This is a genomic window from Streptomyces sp. NPDC042638, from assembly GCF_040647235.1.
GTDB classification, from domain to species: domain Bacteria; phylum Actinomycetota; class Actinomycetes; order Streptomycetales; family Streptomycetaceae; genus Streptomyces; species Streptomyces rameus.
Window position 1 is genome coordinate 255653 of record NZ_JBEZBT010000001.1, and the last position, 19295, is coordinate 274947.

19 protein-coding genes are annotated in these 19295 nt (G+C 72.8%); 8 read left to right on the top strand and 11 right to left on the bottom strand.

Annotation, left to right across the window (positions count from 1 at the left end; translation table 11 throughout):
* Nucleotides 1-44: 44 nt before the first annotated feature.
* Nucleotides 45-905, top strand: a complete 861-nt coding sequence (locus AB0B40_RS01145) for a Bax inhibitor-1/YccA family protein (protein ID WP_345052901.1) — start codon at nt 45-47, stop codon at nt 903-905.
* A 56-nt stretch (nt 906-961) separates the two neighbouring features.
* On the opposite strand, the gene AB0B40_RS01150 is transcribed toward AB0B40_RS01145, so the two are convergent.
* The gene (locus AB0B40_RS01150) at nt 962-1192 is read right to left on the bottom strand and encodes a DUF4287 domain-containing protein (protein ID WP_345052900.1); all 231 of its coding nucleotides are present in this window, start codon (nt 1190-1192) and stop codon (nt 962-964) included.
* 99 nt (nt 1193-1291) lie between these two features.
* Here AB0B40_RS01150 and AB0B40_RS01155 point away from each other — a divergent pair, with 99 nt between their 5' ends.
* Entirely contained in the window at nt 1292-1603 is a 312-nt protein-coding gene (locus AB0B40_RS01155; protein ID WP_345052898.1) for a hypothetical protein, read from the top strand.
* A 27-nt stretch (nt 1604-1630) separates the two neighbouring features.
* Here AB0B40_RS01155 and AB0B40_RS01160 read toward each other — a convergent pair whose 3' ends face one another.
* The 3 genes from AB0B40_RS01160 to AB0B40_RS01170 all read right to left on the bottom strand — a co-directional run bounded on the left by AB0B40_RS01160 (nt 1631) and on the right by AB0B40_RS01170 (nt 5107).
* Nucleotides 1631-2413, bottom strand: a complete 783-nt coding sequence (locus tag AB0B40_RS01160; protein ID WP_345052895.1) for a hypothetical protein — start codon at nt 2411-2413, stop codon at nt 1631-1633.
* A gap of 283 nt (nt 2414-2696) precedes the next feature.
* Nucleotides 2697-3914 carry an acetyl-CoA C-acetyltransferase gene (locus AB0B40_RS01165; protein ID WP_345052892.1) on the bottom strand — a complete coding sequence of 406 codons (1218 nt, stop codon included), beginning with the start codon at nt 3912-3914 and terminating at the stop codon, nt 2697-2699.
* Between the two features lie 173 nt (nt 3915-4087).
* On the bottom strand, nt 4088-5107 hold the full coding sequence (locus tag AB0B40_RS01170; protein ID WP_345052890.1) for an SGNH/GDSL hydrolase family protein: 1020 nt from the start codon (nt 5105-5107) through the stop codon (nt 4088-4090).
* Nucleotides 5108-5265: 158 nt separating this feature from the next.
* On the opposite strand from AB0B40_RS01170, the gene AB0B40_RS01175 reads away from it, so the two are divergent.
* Nucleotides 5266-6657, top strand: a complete 1392-nt coding sequence (locus tag AB0B40_RS01175; RefSeq protein ID WP_362261901.1) for a cystathionine beta-synthase — start codon at nt 5266-5268, stop codon at nt 6655-6657.
* A 996-nt stretch (nt 6658-7653) separates the two neighbouring features.
* On the opposite strand, the gene AB0B40_RS01180 is transcribed toward AB0B40_RS01175, so the two are convergent.
* Both AB0B40_RS01180 and AB0B40_RS01185 read right to left on the bottom strand, forming a co-directional pair.
* A complete protein-coding gene (locus AB0B40_RS01180) occupies nt 7654-8103 on the bottom strand; it encodes a hypothetical protein (protein ID WP_345052886.1) in 450 nt (149 codons plus the stop codon).
* 10 nt (nt 8104-8113) lie between these two features.
* Nucleotides 8114-9526, bottom strand: a complete 1413-nt coding sequence (locus AB0B40_RS01185; protein ID WP_362261905.1) for a cytosine permease — start codon at nt 9524-9526, stop codon at nt 8114-8116.
* 130 nt (nt 9527-9656) lie between these two features.
* Here AB0B40_RS01185 and AB0B40_RS01190 point away from each other — a divergent pair, with 130 nt between their 5' ends.
* Nucleotides 9657-10499 (top strand): MurR/RpiR family transcriptional regulator, encoded by an 843-nt coding sequence (locus AB0B40_RS01190; RefSeq protein ID WP_345052882.1) that lies wholly within the window; start codon nt 9657-9659, stop codon nt 10497-10499.
* Nucleotides 10500-10654: 155 nt separating this feature from the next.
* A complete protein-coding gene (locus tag AB0B40_RS01195) occupies nt 10655-11209 on the top strand; it encodes a hypothetical protein (RefSeq protein WP_362262044.1) in 555 nt (184 codons plus the stop codon).
* A gap of 7 nt (nt 11210-11216) precedes the next feature.
* On the opposite strand, the gene AB0B40_RS01200 is transcribed toward AB0B40_RS01195, so the two are convergent.
* The 5 genes from AB0B40_RS01200 to AB0B40_RS01220 form a co-directional block, all read right to left on the bottom strand.
* Nucleotides 11217-11591, bottom strand: coding sequence for a hypothetical protein (locus AB0B40_RS01200; RefSeq protein WP_345052880.1), 375 nt, complete (start codon nt 11589-11591; stop codon nt 11217-11219).
* A 10-nt stretch (nt 11592-11601) separates the two neighbouring features.
* Entirely contained in the window at nt 11602-12093 is a 492-nt protein-coding gene (locus tag AB0B40_RS01205) for a roadblock/LC7 domain-containing protein (RefSeq protein ID WP_345052878.1), read from the bottom strand.
* Between the two features lie 31 nt (nt 12094-12124).
* A complete protein-coding gene (locus AB0B40_RS01210; protein WP_345052876.1) occupies nt 12125-12940 on the bottom strand; it encodes a transcriptional regulator in 816 nt (271 codons plus the stop codon).
* The gene (locus AB0B40_RS01215; protein WP_345052873.1) at nt 12937-13320 is read right to left on the bottom strand and encodes a hypothetical protein; all 384 of its coding nucleotides are present in this window, start codon (nt 13318-13320) and stop codon (nt 12937-12939) included. The genes AB0B40_RS01210 and AB0B40_RS01215 overlap by 4 nt, the downstream gene beginning before the upstream one ends.
* Before the next feature lie 179 nt (nt 13321-13499).
* A complete protein-coding gene (locus tag AB0B40_RS01220) occupies nt 13500-14858 on the bottom strand; it encodes a diaminopimelate decarboxylase (RefSeq protein WP_362262047.1) in 1359 nt (452 codons plus the stop codon).
* Between the two features lie 199 nt (nt 14859-15057).
* Here AB0B40_RS01220 and hutU point away from each other — a divergent pair, with 199 nt between their 5' ends.
* Genes hutU through AB0B40_RS01235 form a run of 3 tightly spaced genes read left to right on the top strand, consistent with a single transcriptional unit; the run spans nt 15058 to nt 19270 of the window.
* A complete protein-coding gene (gene hutU, locus AB0B40_RS01225) occupies nt 15058-16722 on the top strand; it encodes a urocanate hydratase (protein WP_362261910.1) in 1665 nt (554 codons plus the stop codon).
* Nucleotides 16719-17936 (top strand): allantoate amidohydrolase, encoded by a 1218-nt coding sequence (locus tag AB0B40_RS01230; RefSeq protein WP_345052869.1) that lies wholly within the window; start codon nt 16719-16721, stop codon nt 17934-17936. The genes hutU and AB0B40_RS01230 overlap by 4 nt, the downstream gene beginning before the upstream one ends.
* Entirely contained in the window at nt 17933-19270 is a 1338-nt protein-coding gene (locus tag AB0B40_RS01235; protein ID WP_345052868.1) for a formimidoylglutamate deiminase, read from the top strand. The genes AB0B40_RS01230 and AB0B40_RS01235 overlap by 4 nt, the downstream gene beginning before the upstream one ends.
* The last annotated feature ends 25 nt before the right edge of the window (nt 19271-19295 follow it).

Below are 19295 nucleotides of genomic sequence, written 5' to 3' on the forward strand. Positions count from 1 at the left end.
CTCTTGAGCCCAAGGCTGCGTTTCGGCGGTCATGGAGGAGTGAAATGAGGAGCAGTAACCCGGTCTTCTCGCGACGGGGGTTCAGCCGCGACAACGGCTATGCCGGTTTCCACACCGCACCGCAGGCCGGGTACGCACAGGGCGGTCCCTACGCGCAGAACCCGTACGCGCAGAACCCGTACGCGCAGGCGGACGTCCAGCAGGGCGCCCCGCCGCAGGCCCCGGCCACCACCGACCGGATGACCATGGACGACGTCGTCGTCCGCTCGGCCCTCACGCTCGGCACGGTCGCCGTCGGCGCCGTCCTCGCCTGGGCCCTGCTGCCGGTCTCCGGCACCAGCTACGGCCTGGCCGTCGGCGCCGCGCTGATCGCCTTCGTCCTGGCGATGGTCCAGAGCTTCAAGCGCACCCCGGTGCCCGCGCTGATCCTCGGGTACGCCGCCTTCGAGGGCGTCTTCCTCGGCGTCATCAGCGAGATGTTCAACAGCCGGTGGAACGGCGCGCCGTTCCAGGCGGTGCTCGGCACCATGGCGGTCTCGGGCGCGACCCTGCTGGTCTACAAGGCCGGCTGGATCCGCGTCACCGCCCGCTACGCCCGCATCGGCATGGCCATCGCGATGGCCTTCCTGGTGGTCACGGCGGTCAACCTGCTGCTGGTCGTCTTCGGCGTCGCCGACAACGGCGGACTGCGCAGCTTCGGCCCGCTCGGCGCGATCGTCGGCATCATCGCGATCCTGCTCGGCGCGTTCTTCCTGACCCTCGACTTCAAGCAGATCGAGGACGGCATCGCCTACGGCGCCCCGCGCAACGAGTCCTGGCTCGCCGCGTTCGGCCTCACCATGACGCTGGTGTGGATCTACGTGGAGATGCTGCGGCTGGTGGCGATCTTCAGCAGCAACGACTAGCGTCCGCGCCGGACGTGCGCTGGGCCCCGGGCAACCCGCCCGGGGCCCTTCCGCGTTCAGAGCAGCTTGCGCGCCGCCCGCCTCAGGTCGAACTCGTGCACGATCGCCTTGGCGTGGCCGTACGCCAGGTCGTACTCGTGCCGGAGCCAGCTGACCTTCTCCTCGAAGCGGAAGAGCGCGGGGCCTTCTTCGACGGTGCGCAGCCAGTCGGAGACCTCACGACCGGTGCAGTGTGGGATGCGGGCGAGCAGATTGCGGTGGGTCTCCTCAGAGAACACGTGGGACATCGGCGCCTCCGAACGCAAAGGGGATGTAAGCCGGTCCTTCACGTCACCGTGCCTGAGCGTTCGCGCGTTGGCAACAGTGCGGCGCGTTACGCTCGGCGGGTGGTTGATACGACGCCCTTGACCCAAGCAGTGGATCACTTCGCCGACCGGTTGCGGGCGGCACCGCAGAGCCGGCTGCAACGCAGCGCCGCGGCCGAGGCATTGGCCATGGCGCGGGAGCTCTCCCGGTGGGCCCAGTCGCTGGAGGAACCCGGCTGCGAGCCCCGGGAGATGCCGGACGCGGGGATGTTCGCCGTGGCGGACCAGATCCTGGTGGCCGCGCACGACCTGGCGGTGGCGCTGCGAAGCGACGACCAGGTCGCCGAGGCCGTGCGATTGGTGGAGGAGGCGCGGCAGCGGGCGGGGGTCTGAGAACCGCCGGAGGCGTCAGAGGGCCCGTCAGAAGGACGCGATGACCCGGTCGGCCAGGATGTAGACCATGTCCCCGCCGCACGCGAACGTCAGCGTGTACGCGCCGGACACGCCCGAGCCGCCCAGCAGGTACGGGGACTCGCCCGACTCCACCGCAGCGGCCAGGCGCTCCGCCGTCTCACGGTGGCCCGGCGTCATGCACAGGGTGGTGCCGTCGGCGAAGACGTAGACGTCGAGCGTGCCCAGCGGGCCGGGGCGCACGTCGGCCAGCTCCACCTGCTCGGTGGCCAGCTGTTCCAGGGTGGTCGCCGTGCGCTCCTGGTCGTTCACGGCCGGCGACTGCACCGGTACGAAGTCCGGGTGCGAGGGGTGCCGGCGGCGGGCCGCGGCCAGCTCAGGGGACTCCCCGGGGAACTCGTCGGCGTCGGTGACCGGCTCGGACACCGGCTCCAGGCCCGCGAAGTCCGCCTGCCGGGGCATGAACAGATCGGCCTCGGGCAGACCGAACAGCGACGGCGCCTCGGAGGCGTCACGGGCCTCCTGAGCCGCCCAGAACGCGCGCGCCTCGGCCAGCTCGCGCTCCCGCTCCTCGGCGAGCGCCTCGGCCACGGCCGCGCGTATCTGGTCGGCGTCGGCGGCGGCCCGCGCGTGCGGCAGCAGGACGCGCGCGCTCGCCGCCCGGTCCTGGCCGAGCTGCCGCTGCAACTCGGTGAGCTGGCGGCGCAGCTTCAGGACGGTACGCAGGACGGCGACGCCCACGGCGCCGGTGGCTGCCGTGGTGAGCAGCAGGGCGATCGGCATGGCGCTCACTGACATACTCCCGGTTCAAAGTCGACCCCCGACTTCCTACATCAGCTTGAAGGGCGGACTAACCAGCTGTCAGTGCGTAACGTCACGAAACGGACAGATCTTTGGGCTCGCGCTGTGGTCGTGCGCTGTGCCGATCCCCGCTGACCTGCATCGATGCGACCGGCGAGCGACATAGGTCACATCCTGGGGGAGATTCGATCACGGAAAGGCCCAAAACCTTGGTGTTTCCCGGGTTCTGGGCCCTTCTGCGACGTAACGTGCGTGGTCCGCTACGGACGGTGGGTCAGCTGAGGCGCTCGATGACCATCGCCATTCCCTGGCCGCCGCCGACGCACATCGTCTCCAGGCCGAACTGCTTGTCGTGCCACTGCAGCGAGTTGATCAGCGTGCCGGTGATCCGGGCGCCCGTCATGCCGAAGGGGTGGCCGACGGCGATGGCGCCGCCGTTGACGTTCAGCCTGTCGATGTCGATGCCGAGGTCCCGGTAGGAGGGGATCACCTGGGCGGCGAACGCCTCGTTGATCTCGACCAGATCGATGTCGTCGATGGTCAGGCCCGCGCGCCGCAGCGCCTGCTTGCTGGCCTCGACCGGGCCGAGGCCCATGATCTCGGGCGAGAGGCCGGAGACACCGGTGGACACGATCCGGGCGAGCGGGGTCAGGCCCAGCTCGCGGGCCTTGGTGTCGGACATGATGACGACGGCCGCGGCGCCGTCGTTGAGCGGGCAGCAGTTGCCGGCGGTGACCAGGCCGTCCGGGCGGAACACCGGCTTCAGGCCGGCCACGCCCTCCAGGGTGACGCCCGCGCGGGGACCGTCGTCCTTGCTGACCACGGTGCCGTCGGGCAGCGTCACCGGGGTGATCTCGCGCTCCCAGAAGCCGTTCTTGATGGCCTGCTCGGCGAGGTTCTGCGAACGGACGCCGAACTCGTCCATCTCCTGGCGCGTGACGCCCTTGGCGCGGGCGAGGTTCTCGGCGGTCTGGCCCATCGCGATGTACGGGTCGGGCAGCAGGCCGTCCTCGCGCGGGTCGTGCCAGTCGGACCCCTCGGACTCGGCGACGGCCTGGGTGCGGGCCTCGGCCTCGGCGAACAGCGGGTTGCGCGCCCCCGGCATGTCGGAGCTGCCGTTGGCGAAACGGGAGACGGTCTCGACGCCGGCCGAGATGAAGACGTCGCCCTCGCCCGCCTTGATGGCGTGCAGCGCCATGCGGGAGGTCTGCAGGGAGGAGGAGCAGTAACGGGTGATCGTGCAGCCCGGCAGGTGGTCCATGCCCATCTGCACGGCGACGATCCGGCCGAGGTTGTGGCCCTGCTCGCCGCCGGGGAGGCCGCAGCCGAGCATCAGGTCGTCGATGTCCCGCGGGTCCAGCTCGGGGACCTTGGCGAGCGCCGCCTGGATGATCGTGGCGGTCAGGTCGTCGGGGCGCAGGTCCTTCAAGGAGCCCTTGTTCGCGCGGCCGATGGGGGAGCGGGCGGTCGAGACGATGACGGCTTCGGGCATCACGGCTCCAGTGACAGAAGGTGGGCAGGGCCGGTTGGGAAGTTACCCGGCCGTACGTGCGAGGTCATCGGTGTCGGGGTGTGACACTGACCGCATCTTACTAAGCGCTTGCTTGGTTGTGGGAGACGTTCTCGGCCGGTCATGGGCACGTTCTCGCCCGGTCACGGGGGACGTCACAGCGGCCGAGTCGCCGGCTCGGCCTCCGGCACCCGGCGCCGGCGCCGGCGCTTGAGCAGGGCCCACGGTCCCCGCGGCCCCGTCGGCATCGCCGCCGTCACCTCCGTGCCCGCCTCCGACGCCGCCTCGGCCGCGGCACGGGCGACCGGCAGGAAACCCTCGCGACGCGACACGTCCGGCCGCTCCTCCTCCGCCGGCCACAGGCCCAGCGCCGCGCACAGCGTGGGGAGCACGGCCATCGCCGCCGTCGCGTAACCCTCGGCCGAGGGGTGGTAGTTGTCCGGCCCGAACAGCTCACGCGGGTTCGCCTCGAACTCCGGGCCGAGCAGATCGCCCAACGACACCGTGCGCCCGCCCTGCTCCACCACCCCGATCGTCTGGGCCGCCGCCAGCTGCCGGGACGCCCGCCGGGCCAGCCAGCGCAGGGGCTGCTGCACCGGTTCGATGGTGCCGAGGTCGGGACAGGTGCCGACCACCACCTCGGCGCCGGCCGTGCGCAGCCGCCGTACCGCCGCCGACAGGTGCCGTACCGAGCGGGTCGGCGGCATCCGGTGCGTCACGTCGTTCGCGCCGACCATGATCACGCAGATGTCGGGGACCGGGAAGGCGCCGGACAGCACCAGCGCCACCTGGCGGTCCAGGTCGTCGGACCGGGCGCCGGGCAGGGCGACGTTCCGCAGTTCCACCGGGCGCTCCGCCACCGCCGCGAGACCGGAGGCCAGCAGCGCCCCCGGCGTCTGGCCCGCCCGGTGCACGCCCTGCCCCGCCGCCGTGGAGTCGCCGAGCATGGTCAGGCGGAGGGGAGGTTCGCCGGGGATGTCGTAGGCGTGCCCGTACACCCCGTCGGCCACCGGTACCCGGCCGCCGCTGCCGTTGCCCACATGGCGCCGCGCCAGCCGGACCTCCGCCAGCACCAGGCCGACGGTCGCCGCACCGACCAGCCCGACCCCGCCACCGCCGTATGCCGCTCCGGCCGCGATGCGCCGGGCCACCCTCGCCCTCGACATGTTCGTCATGCGTCGCCGCCACCTCCTCGTAGCCGTATCCACTCCTTGCCCCGTACGGACCGTGCGTCAATCTCAACGCGGAGTGAACGGCCTTCCCGGCCACACAGCTGGCCTTAGGCTGGCGACACCACTACGAACACATCTTTTTGCAGCGACCGGAGACAACGGTGCGATTCCACGACTCGATGATCAGCCTCGTCGGCGACACCCCGCTGGTGCGGCTCAACAACGTGACCAAGGGCATCCAGGCGACCGTCCTGGCCAAGGTGGAGTACTTCAACCCCGGCGGTTCCGTGAAGGACCGCATCGCCCTGCGCATGATCGAGGCCGCCGAACAGAGCGGGGAGCTGAAGCCGGGCGGCACGATCGTCGAGCCGACCAGTGGCAACACCGGTGTGGGGCTTGCCATCGTGGCCCAGCAGAAGGGCTACAAGTGCATCTTCGTGTGCCCCGACAAGGTGAGCACCGACAAGATCAACGTGCTGCGCGCGTACGGCGCCGAGGTCGTCGTGTGCCCGACCGCCGTGGACCCCGAGCACCCGGACTCGTACTACAACGTCTCCGACCGGCTCGTCCGGGAGACCCCCGGCGCGTGGAAGCCCGACCAGTACTCCAACCCCAACAACCCGCTCTCGCACTATCACTCGACCGGCCCCGAACTGTGGGAGCAGACCGAGGGGAAGATCACCCACTTCGTGGCGGGCGTCGGCACCGGCGGCACCATCTCCGGCACCGGCAACTACCTGAAGGAGGCCAGCCAGGGGAAGGTCAAGGTCATCGGCGCCGACCCCGAGGGCTCGGTCTACTCCGGCGGCTCCGGGCGGCCGTACCTGATCGAGGGCGTCGGTGAGGACTTCTGGCCGACCGCCTACGACCGCACCGTCGCGGACGAGATCGTCGCCGTCTCCGACAAGGACGCCTTCCAGATGACCCGCCGGCTGGCCAAGGAGGAGGGCCTGCTGGTGGGCGGCTCCTGCGGCATGGCCGTCGTGGCCGCGCTGGAGGTCGCCGAGCGGCTCGGCCCGGACGACGTCGTGGTGGTCCTGCTGCCGGACAGCGGTCGCGGCTACCTCTCGAAGATCTTCAACGACGAATGGATGGCCGACTACGGCTTCCTGGAGGACGCGGGCCCCAGCGCACGCGTCGCCGACGTCCTGAACGACAAGGCGGCCGGTGCCATCCCGTCGCTGGTGCACATGCACCCGGAGGAGACCGTCGGCGAGGCCATCGAGGTGCTGCGCGAGTACGGCGTCTCGCAGATGCCCGTCGTCAAGCCGGGCGCAGGTCACCCGGACGTGATGGCCGCCGAGGTCGTCGGCTCCGTGGTGGAACGGGAGCTGCTCGACGCCCTGTTCAGCAAGCGGGCCTCGCTGGAGGACCCGCTGGAGAAGCACATGTGCGCCCCGCTGCCCCAGGTCGGCTCCGGCGAGCCGGTCGGCGACCTGATGCAGGTGCTGGGCACCGCGGACGCGGCGATCGTCCTGGTCGAGGGCAAGCCGACCGGCGTGGTCAGCCGGCAGGACCTGCTGGCCTTCCTCGCCAAGGGCGGCAACAAGTAGGCACGTCCCGGTGAATGGCGGGTGACCTCGGCGAACGTGTGGTGACCTCGGCCGATCGAGCCGGCTCGCAAGTGGTACGAGCGTGTCACGTGCGCGCAGCACCCGCTTAACACGGGTCCGCCACAGTGGTGGGTGTCGGCAGGGCGGGATCGGCTCCCCGTCCAGGCCGGCGCCGAACGGCGCCAAGGACCTCCGGAGCGGCTCCCGGACCTCCATGGACGCCACGGACGCGCAAGCCCGGCCTGACCCGGCCCGCGTCCCTCGCGGGGACCGCCGTCGTCCCGCCCCCCGGCAACGGGGGTGCGGCGGTCCCCGCGCAATTCTTCCGCGGCCCCGACCGCCGCACGACGGCAGCGCCCGGCGCTACGGCGGGCCCTTACCACCGGGCGACGGCCGCGCCCCAGACGGGCGACGAACACCGGCCCCGGCCGCCGCCGTCGACGCTTCCGGCCGCCCCGGCCCATCGGCCTCTGCCTCCGGCACGTCGGCCTCCGCCGCCCACGCCTCCGACCGCTTCCGGCATGGCGGCTTCCGCCGCTCAGGACTTCGGCCGCTTCCGGCATGGCGGCTTCCGCCGCCCACGCCTTCGGCCGCTTCCGGCACGCCGGCCTCCGCCGCCCACGCCTCCGGCCGCTTCCGGCATGGCGGCTTCCGCCGCTCAGGACTTCGGCCGCCCCTGGCATGTCGGCCGCTGCCCGTGCCTCGGCCGCTTCCGGCCGCCCCTGGCGGGTCGGCTTTCGCTGCCTGCGCTTCCGGCCGCTCACGGCACGCCGGCTTTCGCCGGCCACGCCTCGGCTCCCCCGGCACGCCGGCTTCCGCCGCCCACGCCTCCGGCCGCCTGCGGCACGTCGGTCGCCTGCGGCACGTCGGGCGCCCTCGGCACGTCGGCCTCCGCCGCTCACGCCTCGGCCGCCTGCGGCACGTCGGGTGCCCCCGGCACGTCGGGTTGTGGTGTCGGCGGTTCGGCCGGGGTGGGGGCCGGGGAGGTGGGTTCGGTCAGTCGTCGCGGGGGGACCGGTCCCGGCCGTGGCCCGTGAACAGCTCCGGGTTGAGGCGTACGGCCTGTGCCGCGTTGACGCCGACGATGCCGATCCAGGTGACCACCATCCCGGACATCCCGGCGAGACCGCCGGCGATCGCGGACAGCGGGATCGCCAGGACCAGCGTGATCAGCGCGAAACCGTAACGCTCGCCCCAGGAGTCGACCGCTTTCGGCCGCCGTGACTCGCGGGCCGTGGCCATCTGCTGCTCCGCCAGCTGCCGTCGCAGCCGGCGGTCCACCGCGTCGTCGATCCGCCGCTCGACCTTCCCCAGGAAGGAGTCCACCAGGGCGGAGTCGTAGTCGTCGCCCAGTTCCCGGCGGGCCCGCACGGTCGCGTCGAGTTCCTTCCGCAGGTCGGGGTCCTTCCTGAGACCGGCGTCGTCATGGGGATCGAGTGTGTTCATGCCGGTCAGCCTAGAGAGCGGTCCGCTGCGCCGCACTGGGGTCAACCCCCGGTTCCGGGGCCGGGAGAACCACCCTCCCGCGGCGCGCGACCAGCCAGTACAGCAGCGCGGGCACGGCCAGGCCGACGATCCAGGAGACGTCCGCGCCGCCGAGGGGATCCACCAGCGGGCCGGTGTAGAAGCTCGTGGCGAGGAAGGGCAGCTGGGCGAGGAGCCCGGCCGCGTACACGGCGAGGGCGTCGAAGCGCCAGGCGCCGTAGCGGCCGTTCGGGTCGGTGAGGGCCGGGAGGTCGTAGCGCTCCCTGGCGATCAGGTAGTAGTCGACCAGGTTGATCGCCGACCAGGGCGTGAAGAACGTCAGCAGGAACAGCAGGAAGTCCTTGAAGGAGGACAGGAAGCTGTCCTTGCCCAGCAGGGCCACCGTGGTGCCGGCCACCATGACCAGCGCGATGTACGCGGCCCGGCCCGCCCGGGACAGCCGCCGCTGCCCGCGGAATCCGCTCACGCACGTCACCATCGACATGAAGCCGCCGTAGGTGTTCAGGACGTTGACGGTGAGCTTGCCGAGCGCGATGACGAAGTAGAAGAAGGACGCGGCCAGGCCCGTGCCGCCGAGGGCGACGACATAGCCGACCTGGCTGTCCAGGAACCTCTCGCCCGCCGTGGCCGCCACCAGCACCCCGAAGGTCATCGACCACTGCGAGCCGAGCGCCGAGCCGGACAGCGTCCACCAGAAGGTCGCCTTCGTGGACGTCGTACGCGGCAGATAGCGGGAGTAGTCCGCCACGTACGGGCCGAACGCCAGCTGCCAGGACGCCGACAGGGACACCGCCAGCAGGAACACCGGCAGCGAGAAGTGCGCGTCGTGCAGCAGCGCGGAGACGTCGGCACGGTCCAGCAGTCGTACGGCGAGATAGACGAAGGCGAGCGCGCAGACGGCGCTCGCGACGCGGCCGAGGGCGTGGATGACCCGGTAGCCGACGGTCGCCGTGACCGCCGTGACGGCGGCGAAGACGACGATGCCGGTCGTGTCGTCCGTGTGCGTCAGCTCGCCCACCGCCTGCCCGGCGAGCACGCTGCCGGACGCGAAGAAGCCGACGTACATCACGACCACCAGCAGCAGCGGTACGACCGCCCCGCGGACCCCGAACTGGGCCCGGGACTGGATCATCTGCGGCAGGCCGAGGCGCGGGCCCTGGGCGGAGTGCAGGGCCATCACCGCGCCGCCGAGCAGGTTGCCGAGCAGCAGGCCGGTGACCGACCACACCACGTCACCGCCGAAGACGACCGCCAGGGCGCCCGTGACGACGGCCGTGATCTGCAGGTTGGCCCCGAGCCACAGCGTGAACTGACCGAAGGCCGTGCCGTGCCGTTCCTCGTCCGGGACGACGTCGATGGAGCGCAGTTCCACAAGCTGTGCCATGCGTTCTCCCCACACTGGGCTGTATAACGGTATGCAGCGACACACTTTCTGAATACGCGGCCTGTGTTTGTCAATGCCCCGGCGCTGTACTCTCCCGGGGCGGCGAGGAGATCTGGAGGGGGAGTACGGAATGAGCGTGACCGACAGTCCGGCGAACCGGTTGCAGGCGCTGTTCGAGGGTCACCGGCTCACGCCGACCCAGCGCCGCATCGCGCACAGCATGGTGCGCCGGGCCGCCGACGTGCCCTTTCTGTCCAGCGTGGAGCTGGCCGAACTGGCCGGGGTCAGCCAGCCGTCGGTGACCCGGTTCGCGGTCGCCCTCGGCTTCGACGGCTATCCCGCCCTGCGCAGGCACCTGCGCGAGGTCGTCCCGGCCGAACCGGCCACCGAGGCCGGCGCCTACAACGAGTACCAGCAGGCCGTCGAGGCCGAGATCGAGAACCTCAGGCACCTCGCCGAACTGCTCGCGGACCCGCGCCCGGTGCAGAAGGCCGGCCGGATCCTCGCCGCCTCCCGCCCGCTGCCGGTGCTCGGACTGCGCGCCGCCGCCTCCCAGGCGTACGGCTTCGCCTACTTCGCCGCCAAGGTCCACCCGGACGTCCGGCTGCTGAACGAGGGCGGCACGATGATCCACGACCGCATCGACGCCGCGGTCCGTGCCGGCGCCACCGCGCTGCTGTGCTTCGCGCTGCCCCGGCATCCGCGCGAGGTGGTGGACACCCTCGCCTACGCCAGGGACGCGGGCCTGACCGTGGTCACGGTCGCCGACTCGGCGTTCGCGCCGGTCGCCAAACACTCCGACCTGCTGCTGCCCGCCGCCGTCGGCACCGGGCTCGCCTTCGACACCGCGTGCGCGCCGATGCTGCTCGGCCGGGTGCTGCTGGAGGCGCTCTGCGACGATCTGCCGGACGCCCAGGCCCGGTTGGAGGAGTTCGACGCACGGGCGGCGGCCCGCGGGCTGTTCGTCGAATGAGCGGGGGACCCCGCCGCTCTCAGATTCGTCTCACGTTCCGCCGGTAACGTCCTCGCGAGAGTGGTGCGCTGTGAGGACACGTGACACGGGAGGCTGACGTGGCGCGCGCAGGACGTGAAGGACGCGCAGGGCGCGGCGGACAGGGACTGGCCCGGGTGGCCGTCGTCGTACGGGCGGGTGTCGCCCCGCTGTGGTGGCTCGGGGTGGTCGCCGCGGGGACCGGTGCCGTTCCGGAGGGACTGACCGGGCGCCGGATCGGCGTCCTGGCCGGGGCGGCGCTGTTCCTGGTGGGCGCCGCCGGCGTGGCGCTGGCCCGCCGGGGCCGGTACACGGCCCTCGCCCGCGGGGCGGCCCGCGCGGGCAGGTACGACGTGCTGCAGGACCGCGCGGTGACCGTGCGCGCCTGGCGCCGCGGGCACCGCTGGTGGCTGCTGCTGGGCTGGGCGGCCGCCCTCGGCTCCGCCTTCGTCGTGCCCGCGGCCGGCGGCATGCTGCTGGCCGGGCTCGGCACCGGGCTGCGGCTGAAGGCCGTCTGGCTCGGACGGCTGGAGCGGGCCGGTCAGACGCTGCTGTGGGTACGCGTCGACTGGCTCGACCGCAGCGGCGGGCGCCCGGCCGGCAAGGCCGTCAAGGGGCTGCGGGGCACGGGCATCGCGGCCGGCGACGCGGCCCCGGGCGGGGCGCGCCGCCGTACCCCGGCGCTCGTCTGAGGAGCCGTCAGACCTCCAGCTCCTCCTCGATCCGCTTCAGCTGGTGCCGGGCCATCGCCAGGTTGGCCCGGCTCGCGTCCAGGACCAGGTAGAGGAACAGGCCGTTGCCGCCCCGGCTCTTGAGCAGACGGATCAGGTGGTACTGGTCCGACAGGCTGATGAGGATGTCCTCGATCTCGCTCTTGAGACCGAGCATCTCCATCGTGCGCATCTTGGCGCGGATGACGTCCGTGTTGCCGGCCGCGGCCACGTTCAGGTCGAAGCTCTTGCCGCCGCCCATCGTGCCCAGCGCCATGCCGCTGGTGTAGTCGACGAGCGCGACGCCGGTGGCACCCTCGATCGAGGTGAGGGCTTCCTTCAGTGCGGTCTCGGTGTTGGCCATGGTGGTCCTCTCAGCTGTCTGTCGCGGTGCGTGTCTCGGTGGTCGTGGCGCGTGGCGCGCGTGCGGTGCGGGTGCGTGCGGGCGGGATCCGGGCGGTCGTGGGTACGGCCCGGGCGGCGGCCTCGGCGGCGTCCAGCAGCTCCCCGATGCGGGCGCCGGCCCGGCGGCCCTCCAGGTGCAGCCGGCCGACGTTGACCCGGTCCTGGGCGAGCAGCGTCAGCACGGCGGTGCGGCCGGCCGCGTAGGTGGCGATGTAGCCGCGCTCGCCGCGCACCAGCAGCTCCCGGAAGCCGCCGTGCCCGGTGGCGTCGGTGACCCGTACGGCGACGCCGAGCGCGGCGGCGGTCAGCGCGGCCAGGCCCTCCGGATCGACGCCAGGGGTGTCGTGGGCGACGACGAGACCGTCGACGCCGGCCGCGAGGGCGCCGGTGAGCTGTGGTACCCGGGTGCGCAGCCGCAGCAGCTCGTCCAGGACGGTCCGCAGGTCCTCTTCGGCCACCATCAGGTGTCTCCTCTCGGCGGGGCGGTGCCGTTCAAAGCGCCTCCAGCGCATCCCTGAGCCTCTTCAGCAGCGCGATGTCGGGGTCGGTGGTGACCGGGTGGTGCGGGGGCGGCGCGAGGGCCGGCGGCGCCGGTGCCGCCGGCCTGATGTGCCCGGCCGCCGTGAGCCGGCGTACGTCGACCAGGGTGTGGAACGCCTGCCGGCCCAGGTTCCGGGCGATGTCGGCGGCCGTGCGCAGGCCGTCCACCCGGTCCAGGACGGCCCGCTGCCGGGGCGTGACCGGCGCGGCCGGGGCACGCCCGGCGCCCGGGGCCGCGCGGACCAGCGGGGCACTGTCGGCGGCCGGGTCGGGCCACATCCGGTGCAGCAGCAGGCGACGGCGCAGTGTCTCGCGCTCCAGGGCGACGACCGGGACCGAGGGCAGCGGGCCGAGCCGGGGCGCCGGGTCGTACCGGAAGTGGCCCGGGGTGCTGCTCGGGGCCAGCGCGAAGTACCCGGCGTCGTACAGCGCGTCCAGGTGGCACAGCTCCAGCGCGCCGGTGGGCAGCACCCCCGAGCGCAGCAGGAGTTCGGCCGCGTGCGGGGGGCCCGGGCTCTGTGCCGCGGCCCGCTGCCAGGCGGCGCCCGCGAGGGTGCCGTGGGCCGTGAGGAGCACGTCGAGGCCCGGGGCGTGGGGGCTCTCGGCGTGCACCACCCGGCCCTCGGCGAGGTGCAGGACGCCGTGTTCGCGGACCAGGACGCCGGTGGCCCGCTCCTCGGCCAGCCGGGTCAGCATCGGTGACACGGCGCGCGTGACCCTCCTGTCCCGTATGGGGAGCGCCGGCGGAGGGGTCCTGACCACGGTCACCCCAGCACCAGCCGGGCGGCCATCTCGCCGAGCCGGATCCGGGCGAGGGCGAGGTTGCCCTCCTCGCGGCCGAGCCACAGGTGCAGGAACACGCTGCTGTCGAAGGACGTGTCCACGAAGCGCAGCAGGTGATAGCTGTCACCGTTGCTGATGATCACGTCCTCGACGGGCGGCGGGTCGTCGCCGTGCGCCGTGAAGGTGCCGTGTTCGGCGGCTATTCGGGCCAGTTCGGCGGCCTCGGCGGCGGTCGTCTCGTGGTCCCCGCCGGGGGCCTCCCCGACCGTGCCGAGGGCCAGTCCGCTCGTCCAGTCCACCAACGCGGCTCCCCTGGCGCCGGGCAGCCTCATCGCTTCCAGCAGACACTCGTCGATTCCGGGCACCGTGGCTCCCCTCCCGCCTGGGACTCCGGCTGAGTGACGTCGACACTACGCAACGTGTGCGCGAGAGGTGAGGCCTTTGGCATTTTCCGGTGGAACATGCGTCCGGCGTACTAGTGTTGTTCAACTGGCGTGTGTTGCGCGGCCGTTGATTCAGTTGTTCGGCAGATGGCCGGGGTGTGTCAACGGCTCCCGGGTGCGTGGAGGGCGGTGAGTGCGGACGCGTGCGCCCCTCCGGACTCCGCCACGACCTCGGCGACGGTCTGCGCCTCCCGCACGGTCGCGAAGGCCGTGCCGCCGCCGTCCGGTGCGAAGCCGTGGATCCCCGGCCGGGTCAGGGAGTTGTAGGCGTAGTGGTGGGCGAAATAGTACGCGCCGGTGTCCAGCGCCGCCGCGTAGTCGCCCTGTTCCAGCGGGGGCAGCGCACGTCCCTCGGCGAGCAGGTCGCCGGAGAAGCAGGCCGGACCGGCGATGTCCTGCTCCACCGCCGGCCCCGTCTTCGGCCGCCCCTCGGCGTCGTACGCGGCGATCCGCAGCGGCCAGCTGCCCGGCGCGTACACCGTCCGTGTCGCCACCTGCACGCCCGCGTGCGTCACCGCGATCCGCCGCCCGCCCGCGCTCTTGGCGTACTCCACCCGGGCCACCACCGTCCCGTGCTTGGCGAGCAGCGACCGCCCGAACTCGGTCACCAGTCCGTACCGCCCGTCGAACAGCCCCGGCACCCGGGCGGCCAGCAGGTGCGCGTACTGCGCGTACGACGGTGCCGTCCCCTCCGAGGCGAGGTTCACCGGCAGCCCGCCGCCGATGTCGACCGTGTCGACCTGCCGCCGCCCGGCTGCGGCGTTGATCTCCTCCGCGAGCGCGTACACCTGCGCCACTCCCTCGGCCAGCAGCGGCAGCGGGATGCCCTGCGAGCCGGTGTGCGCGTGCAGCCGGGTCAGCCACGGCCGCCGCGCGTACGCCCGGACGACCCAGTCGCGCGCTCCCTCGTCCCGCAGCGCCACGCCGAACTTCGAGGTCCGGGTGGCCGTCGAGGTCGCCCCGATGGTGCCCCCGCCGATCTGCGGGTTGACCCGCAGGCCGAGCGGGGACCGGGTCGGCGCGGTCCCGACCAGGGCGTCCAGGCGGTCCAGCTCCTGGGGGTTGTCCGCGTTCACGGCGATGCCGAGGGCCAGTGCCTCGCGCAGCTCCGCCGGTGTCTTCGCCGGGGAGTCCAGCACCGTCCGGGCGGACGGCACCCCGGCTGCCCGGGCCAGCGCCAGCTCGCCGGGGCTCGCCACCTCCGCGCCGATGCCCGCCTCGTGCAGCAGGCGCACCACCGGCACCAGCGGGGTCGCCTTCACCGCGAAGGCGTGCAGCACCGGAGTGCCGGGTGCCGTGACCGCGTCGAAGGCCGCCCGCAGACCGGCCGCCGCCTCCTGGATGCCGACGACGTCCAGCAGCCCCACCACGGCCGTGTCCGGGCCCAGCAGCCCCTGCTCGACCGCGGCCCGCACCGCCCGGTCCCGCCGGGCCACCCGCTCCCGGGCCTCGCTGTCGATCGCCCGCTCGTGCTCCTGCGTGTACTCCCGCTCCACGGTTTCCCCGTCCTGTGTCGGCTACGGCTTCCCTGTCCTGTGTCGGTCACCGGTGTTCCCAGCCAAACACCCGCCGGGCGCGGACGTGGCCGCCCCGATCTATTGACTAGCTCTATTCAGAACGACAGGATGTGAATAGACGTAGGCATGAAGGAGGCAGACGATGTCGGGACCCCGCCCCGTACGAGCGCCGCGCGGTACGGAACTCAGCGCCCTGGGATGGCAGCAGGAGGCCGCCCTGCGGATGCTGCAGAACAACCTCGACCCCGAGGTCGCCGAGCACCCCGACAAGCTCGTCGTCTACGGCGGCACCGGCAAGGCCGCCCGTGACTGGCGCTCCTTCGACGCGATGGTCCGCACCCTGCGGACCCTCAAGCAGGACGAGACCATGCTGGTCCAGTCCGGCCGCCCGGTCGGCGTGATGCAGACCCACGAGTGGGCCCCGCGCGTCCTCATCGCCAACTCCAACCTGGTCGGCGACTGGGCCAACTGGGAGGAGTTCCGCCGTCTGGAGGCCCTCGGCCTGACCATGTACGGCCAGATGACCGCCGGCTCCTGGATCTACATCGGCACCCAGGGCATCCTCCAGGGCACCTACGAGACCTTCGCCGCCGTCGCCGCGAAGAAGTTCGGCGGCACCCTGGCCGGCACGATCACGCTCACGGCCGGCCTCGGCGGCATGGGCGGCGCCCAGCCGCTCGCCGTGACCATGAACGACGGCGTGGCCCTCTGCATCGACTGCGACCCCCGTGCCATCGAGCGCCGCATCGAGCACCGGTACCTGGACGTCAAGGCCGACAACCTCGACCACGCGCTGCAGCTGGCCACCGAGGCCCGCGACGCCCGCCGCCCGCTGTCCATCGGCGTCCTCGGCAACGCGGCCGAGCTGGTCCCGCAGCTCCTCGCGATGAACGCGCCCATCGACATCGTCACCGACCAGACCTCCGCCCACGACCCGCTGTCGTACCTGCCGGTGGGCGTGGCCTTCGAGGACATGGCCGACGCCGCCGCGAAGGACCCGGCCGGCTTCACCACCCGCGCCCGCGAGTCGATGGCCAAGCACGTCGAGGCCATGGTCGGCTTCCTGGACGCCGGCGCCGAGGTCTTCGACTACGGCAACTCCATCCGCGGCGAGGCCCGGCTCGCCGGCTACGACCGCGCCTTCGCCTTCCCCGGCTTCGTCCCGGCCTACATCCGCCCCCTCTTCTGCGAGGGCAAGGGCCCCTTCCGCTGGGCGGCCCTGTCCGGCGACCCGGCCGACATCGCCAAGACCGACAAGGCGATCCTGGAGCTGTTCCCCGAGAACGAGTCCCTGGCCCGCTGGATCACGATGGCCCGCGAGCGCGTCCACTTCCAGGGACTGCCCGCCCGCATCTGCTGGCTCGGTTACGGCGAGCGCGACAAGGCCGGCGAGCGTTTCAACGACATGGTCGCCTCCGGCGAGCTGGCGGCCCCGCTGGCCATCGGCCGCGACCACCTCGACTGCGGCTCCGTCGCCTCCCCGTACCGCGAGACCGAGGCCATGCTCGACGGCTCCGACGCGATCGCCGACTGGCCGCTGCTGAACGCCATGGTCAACGTCGCCTCCGGTGCCTCCTGGGTCTCCATCCACCACGGTGGCGGCGTCGGCATGGGCCGCTCCATCCACGCCGGCCAGGTGACGGTGGCCGACGGCACCAAGCTGGGCGGGGAGAAGATCCGCCGGGTGCTGACCAACGACCCCGGCATGGGCGTCATCCGGCACGTGGACGCGGGGTACGACATCGCGGAGTCCGTCGCCCAGGAGCGCGGGGTCCGGGTGCCGATGCGCGAGGGTGACCTGGCGTGACCTTCCACAGCATGTGGGCGGAGCTGCTGCCGATCGGCCGCAGCTCCGCCTCCGGCGGCTACCGCCGTTTCGCCTGGACGGGCGCCGACGCCGAGTGCCGGGCCTGGTTCAGGGAACAGGCCGAGGCGCGCGGGCTCACGTACGAGGTGGACCGGAACGGCAACCAGTGGGCCTGGCTCGGGGACCCGGCCGCCGGGAACGCCGTCGTCACCGGGTCGCACCTGGACTCCGTGCCGGACGGCGGGGCCTTCGACGGACCCCTCGGCGTCGTGTCCGCCTTCGCCGCGCTGGACGAACTGCGCGACCGGGGAGCGCAGTTCGGCAGGCCGCTCGCCATCGTCAACTTCGGGGACGAGGAGGGCGCCCGGTTCGGGCTCGCCTGTGTCGGCTCCCGGCTCACCGCCGGGCAGCTGACCGTCGAACAGGCCCACCGGCTCACCGACGGCGACGGAGTCAGCCTGCCGCGCGCCATGGAGGCCGCCGGGTACGACCCCGAGGCCATCGGGCCCGACCCCGGACGGCTGGCCCGGATCGGCGCCTTCGTGGAACTGCACGTCGAACAGGGCCGCGCGCTGGACCTCTCCGGCGACCACGTGGGCATCGCCAGCGCCATCTGGCCGCACGGCCGCTGGCGGTTCGACTTCCGCGGGGAGGCCAACCACGCCGGTACGACCCGGCTGGCGGACCGCCGCGACCCGATGCCGTCCTACGCCGAGACCGTGCTCGCCGCCCGCCGCGAGGCCGAACTCGCCGGCGCCGTCGCCACCTTCGGCAAGATCGCCGTCGAGCCGAACGGCGTCAACGCCATCCCCTCCCTGGTGCGCGGCTGGCTCGACTCGCGCGCCGCCGGCCAGGAGACCCTGGACAGCGTCGTCGGCGCCATCGAGAAGGCGGCCCGGGAGCACGCGGACGCCCACGGCGTCGACCTCGACGTCGTCCGGGAGTCCTTCACCCCGGTCGTCGAGTTCGACCACGCCCTGCGCGACGAACTCGGACGCATCCTGGGCCAGGACACCGGCCTGAAGGTGCCGGTTCTCGGAACCGGTGCCGGACACGACGCCGGAATCCTCTCCGGGAGCATCCCGACCGCCATGCTGTTCGTACGCAACCCCACGGGTGTCTCGCACTCCCCGGCCGAGTTCGCGGCCGAGGACGACTGCGTGGCCGGGGTGCGCGCACTCGCCGACGTACTGGAAGGGCTGGCCAGCAGGTGACCGACGCGACGTACTGGCTGGAGCACGCCTGGCTCGACCCCCACGTCGAGCCGGGAGTCGTGATCGAGGTCGCGGACGGCCGGATCAGCGCCGTCCGCACCGGGACACCCGCGCCGCCGCCCGGCGCCGAGGTGCTGCGCGGGCTCACCCTGCCGGGCCTCGCCAACGCCCACTCGCACGCCTTCCACCGGGCGCTGCGCGGCACCGTCCAGGTCGGCTCCGGGACCTTCTGGACCTGGCGCGAGGTCATGTACGGCGTCGCCGACCGGCTCACCCCGGAGAGCTATCACGCCCTGGCCCGCGCGGTGTACGCCGAGATGGCGCTCGCCGGCGTCACCTGTGTCGGCGAGTTCCACTACGTGCACCACGCCCCCGGCGGCACCCCCTACGCCGATCCCAACGCCATGGGTGAGGCGCTGATCGCCGCCGCCGCCGAGGCCGGCATCCGGATCACCCTCCTCGACACCTGCTACCTCTCCGCGGGCTTCGGCGAACCGCCCAACGCCCACCAGGCGCGGTTCTCCGACGGCAGCGCGGAGGCGTGGGCCGAACGCTGTGCAGTTCTCAAGGAGCGGCAACACGCGCGGATCGGGGCGGCGATCCACTCCGTACGGGCCGTACCCGCCGGACAGCTGGGGACCGTGGCGAGCTGGGCCGAGCAGCGGCGGGCCCCGCTGCACGTGCACCTGTCGGAGCAGACCGCGGAGAACGACGCGTGCCTCGCCGCGCACGGCCGCACGCCCGCCCGGCTGCTCGCCGACCACGGTGTCCTCGGGCCGCGCACCACCGGCGTGCACAACACCCACCTCACCGACGAGGACATCAGCCTGCTCGGCGGCACCGGCACCGGTACCTGCATGTGCCCCACCACCGAGCGGGACCTGGCCGACGGCATCGGCCCGGCCGTCGCCCTCCAGCGGGCCGGCTCCCCGCTCTCCCTCGGCTCCGACAGCCACGCCGTCATCGACCTGCTCGAAGAGGCGCGCGCGATGGAGCTGGACGAGCGGCTGCGCACCCGCACCCGGGGCCACTGGACCGCCGCGGCGCTGCTGCGGGCCGCCACCGCCGACGGTCACGCCGCCCTCGGCTGGGCCGACGCCGGCACCATCGAGCCGGGCGCACTCGCCGATCTGACGACGATCGCCCTGGACTCGGTCAGGACGGCGGGGACACTGCCCAGACTGGGCGCCGAGACGGCCGTATTCGCGGCGAGCGCGGCGGACGTACGGCACACGGTCGTGGGCGGCCGGCACGTCGTACGCGACGGTGCGCACACGCTCGTGCCGGATGTGCCGCGGGCGCTGGACAGCGCGGTCCAAGCCCTGCGGGGCTGAGAGACGCCCGGCCGAGGAACGCCGA

Bases quoted from the DNA above. Each gene is read 5' to 3' on its own strand.
- AB0B40_RS01150 (WP_345052900.1), bottom strand. From the start codon at position 1,192: ATGTCCCACGTGTTCTCTGAGGAGACCCACCGCAATCTGCTCGCCCGC.
- hutU (WP_362261910.1), top strand. From the start codon at position 15,058: ATGTCGGGACCCCGCCCCGTACGAGCGCCGCGCGGTACGGAACTCAGC.
- AB0B40_RS01200 (WP_345052880.1), bottom strand. From the start codon at position 11,591: ATGGCCAACACCGAGACCGCACTGAAGGAAGCCCTCACCTCGATCGAG.
- AB0B40_RS01205 (WP_345052878.1), bottom strand. From the start codon at position 12,093: ATGGTGGCCGAAGAGGACCTGCGGACCGTCCTGGACGAGCTGCTGCGG.
- AB0B40_RS01190 (WP_345052882.1), top strand. From the start codon at position 9,657: ATGAGCGTGACCGACAGTCCGGCGAACCGGTTGCAGGCGCTGTTCGAG.
- AB0B40_RS01170 (WP_345052890.1), bottom strand. From the start codon at position 5,107: ATGACGAACATGTCGAGGGCGAGGGTGGCCCGGCGCATCGCGGCCGGA.
- AB0B40_RS01180 (WP_345052886.1), bottom strand. From the start codon at position 8,103: ATGAACACACTCGATCCCCATGACGACGCCGGTCTCAGGAAGGACCCC.
- AB0B40_RS01165 (WP_345052892.1), bottom strand. From the start codon at position 3,914: ATGCCCGAAGCCGTCATCGTCTCGACCGCCCGCTCCCCCATCGGCCGC.
- AB0B40_RS01185 (WP_362261905.1), bottom strand. From the start codon at position 9,526: ATGGCACAGCTTGTGGAACTGCGCTCCATCGACGTCGTCCCGGACGAG.
- AB0B40_RS01145 (WP_345052901.1), top strand. From the start codon at position 45: ATGAGGAGCAGTAACCCGGTCTTCTCGCGACGGGGGTTCAGCCGCGAC.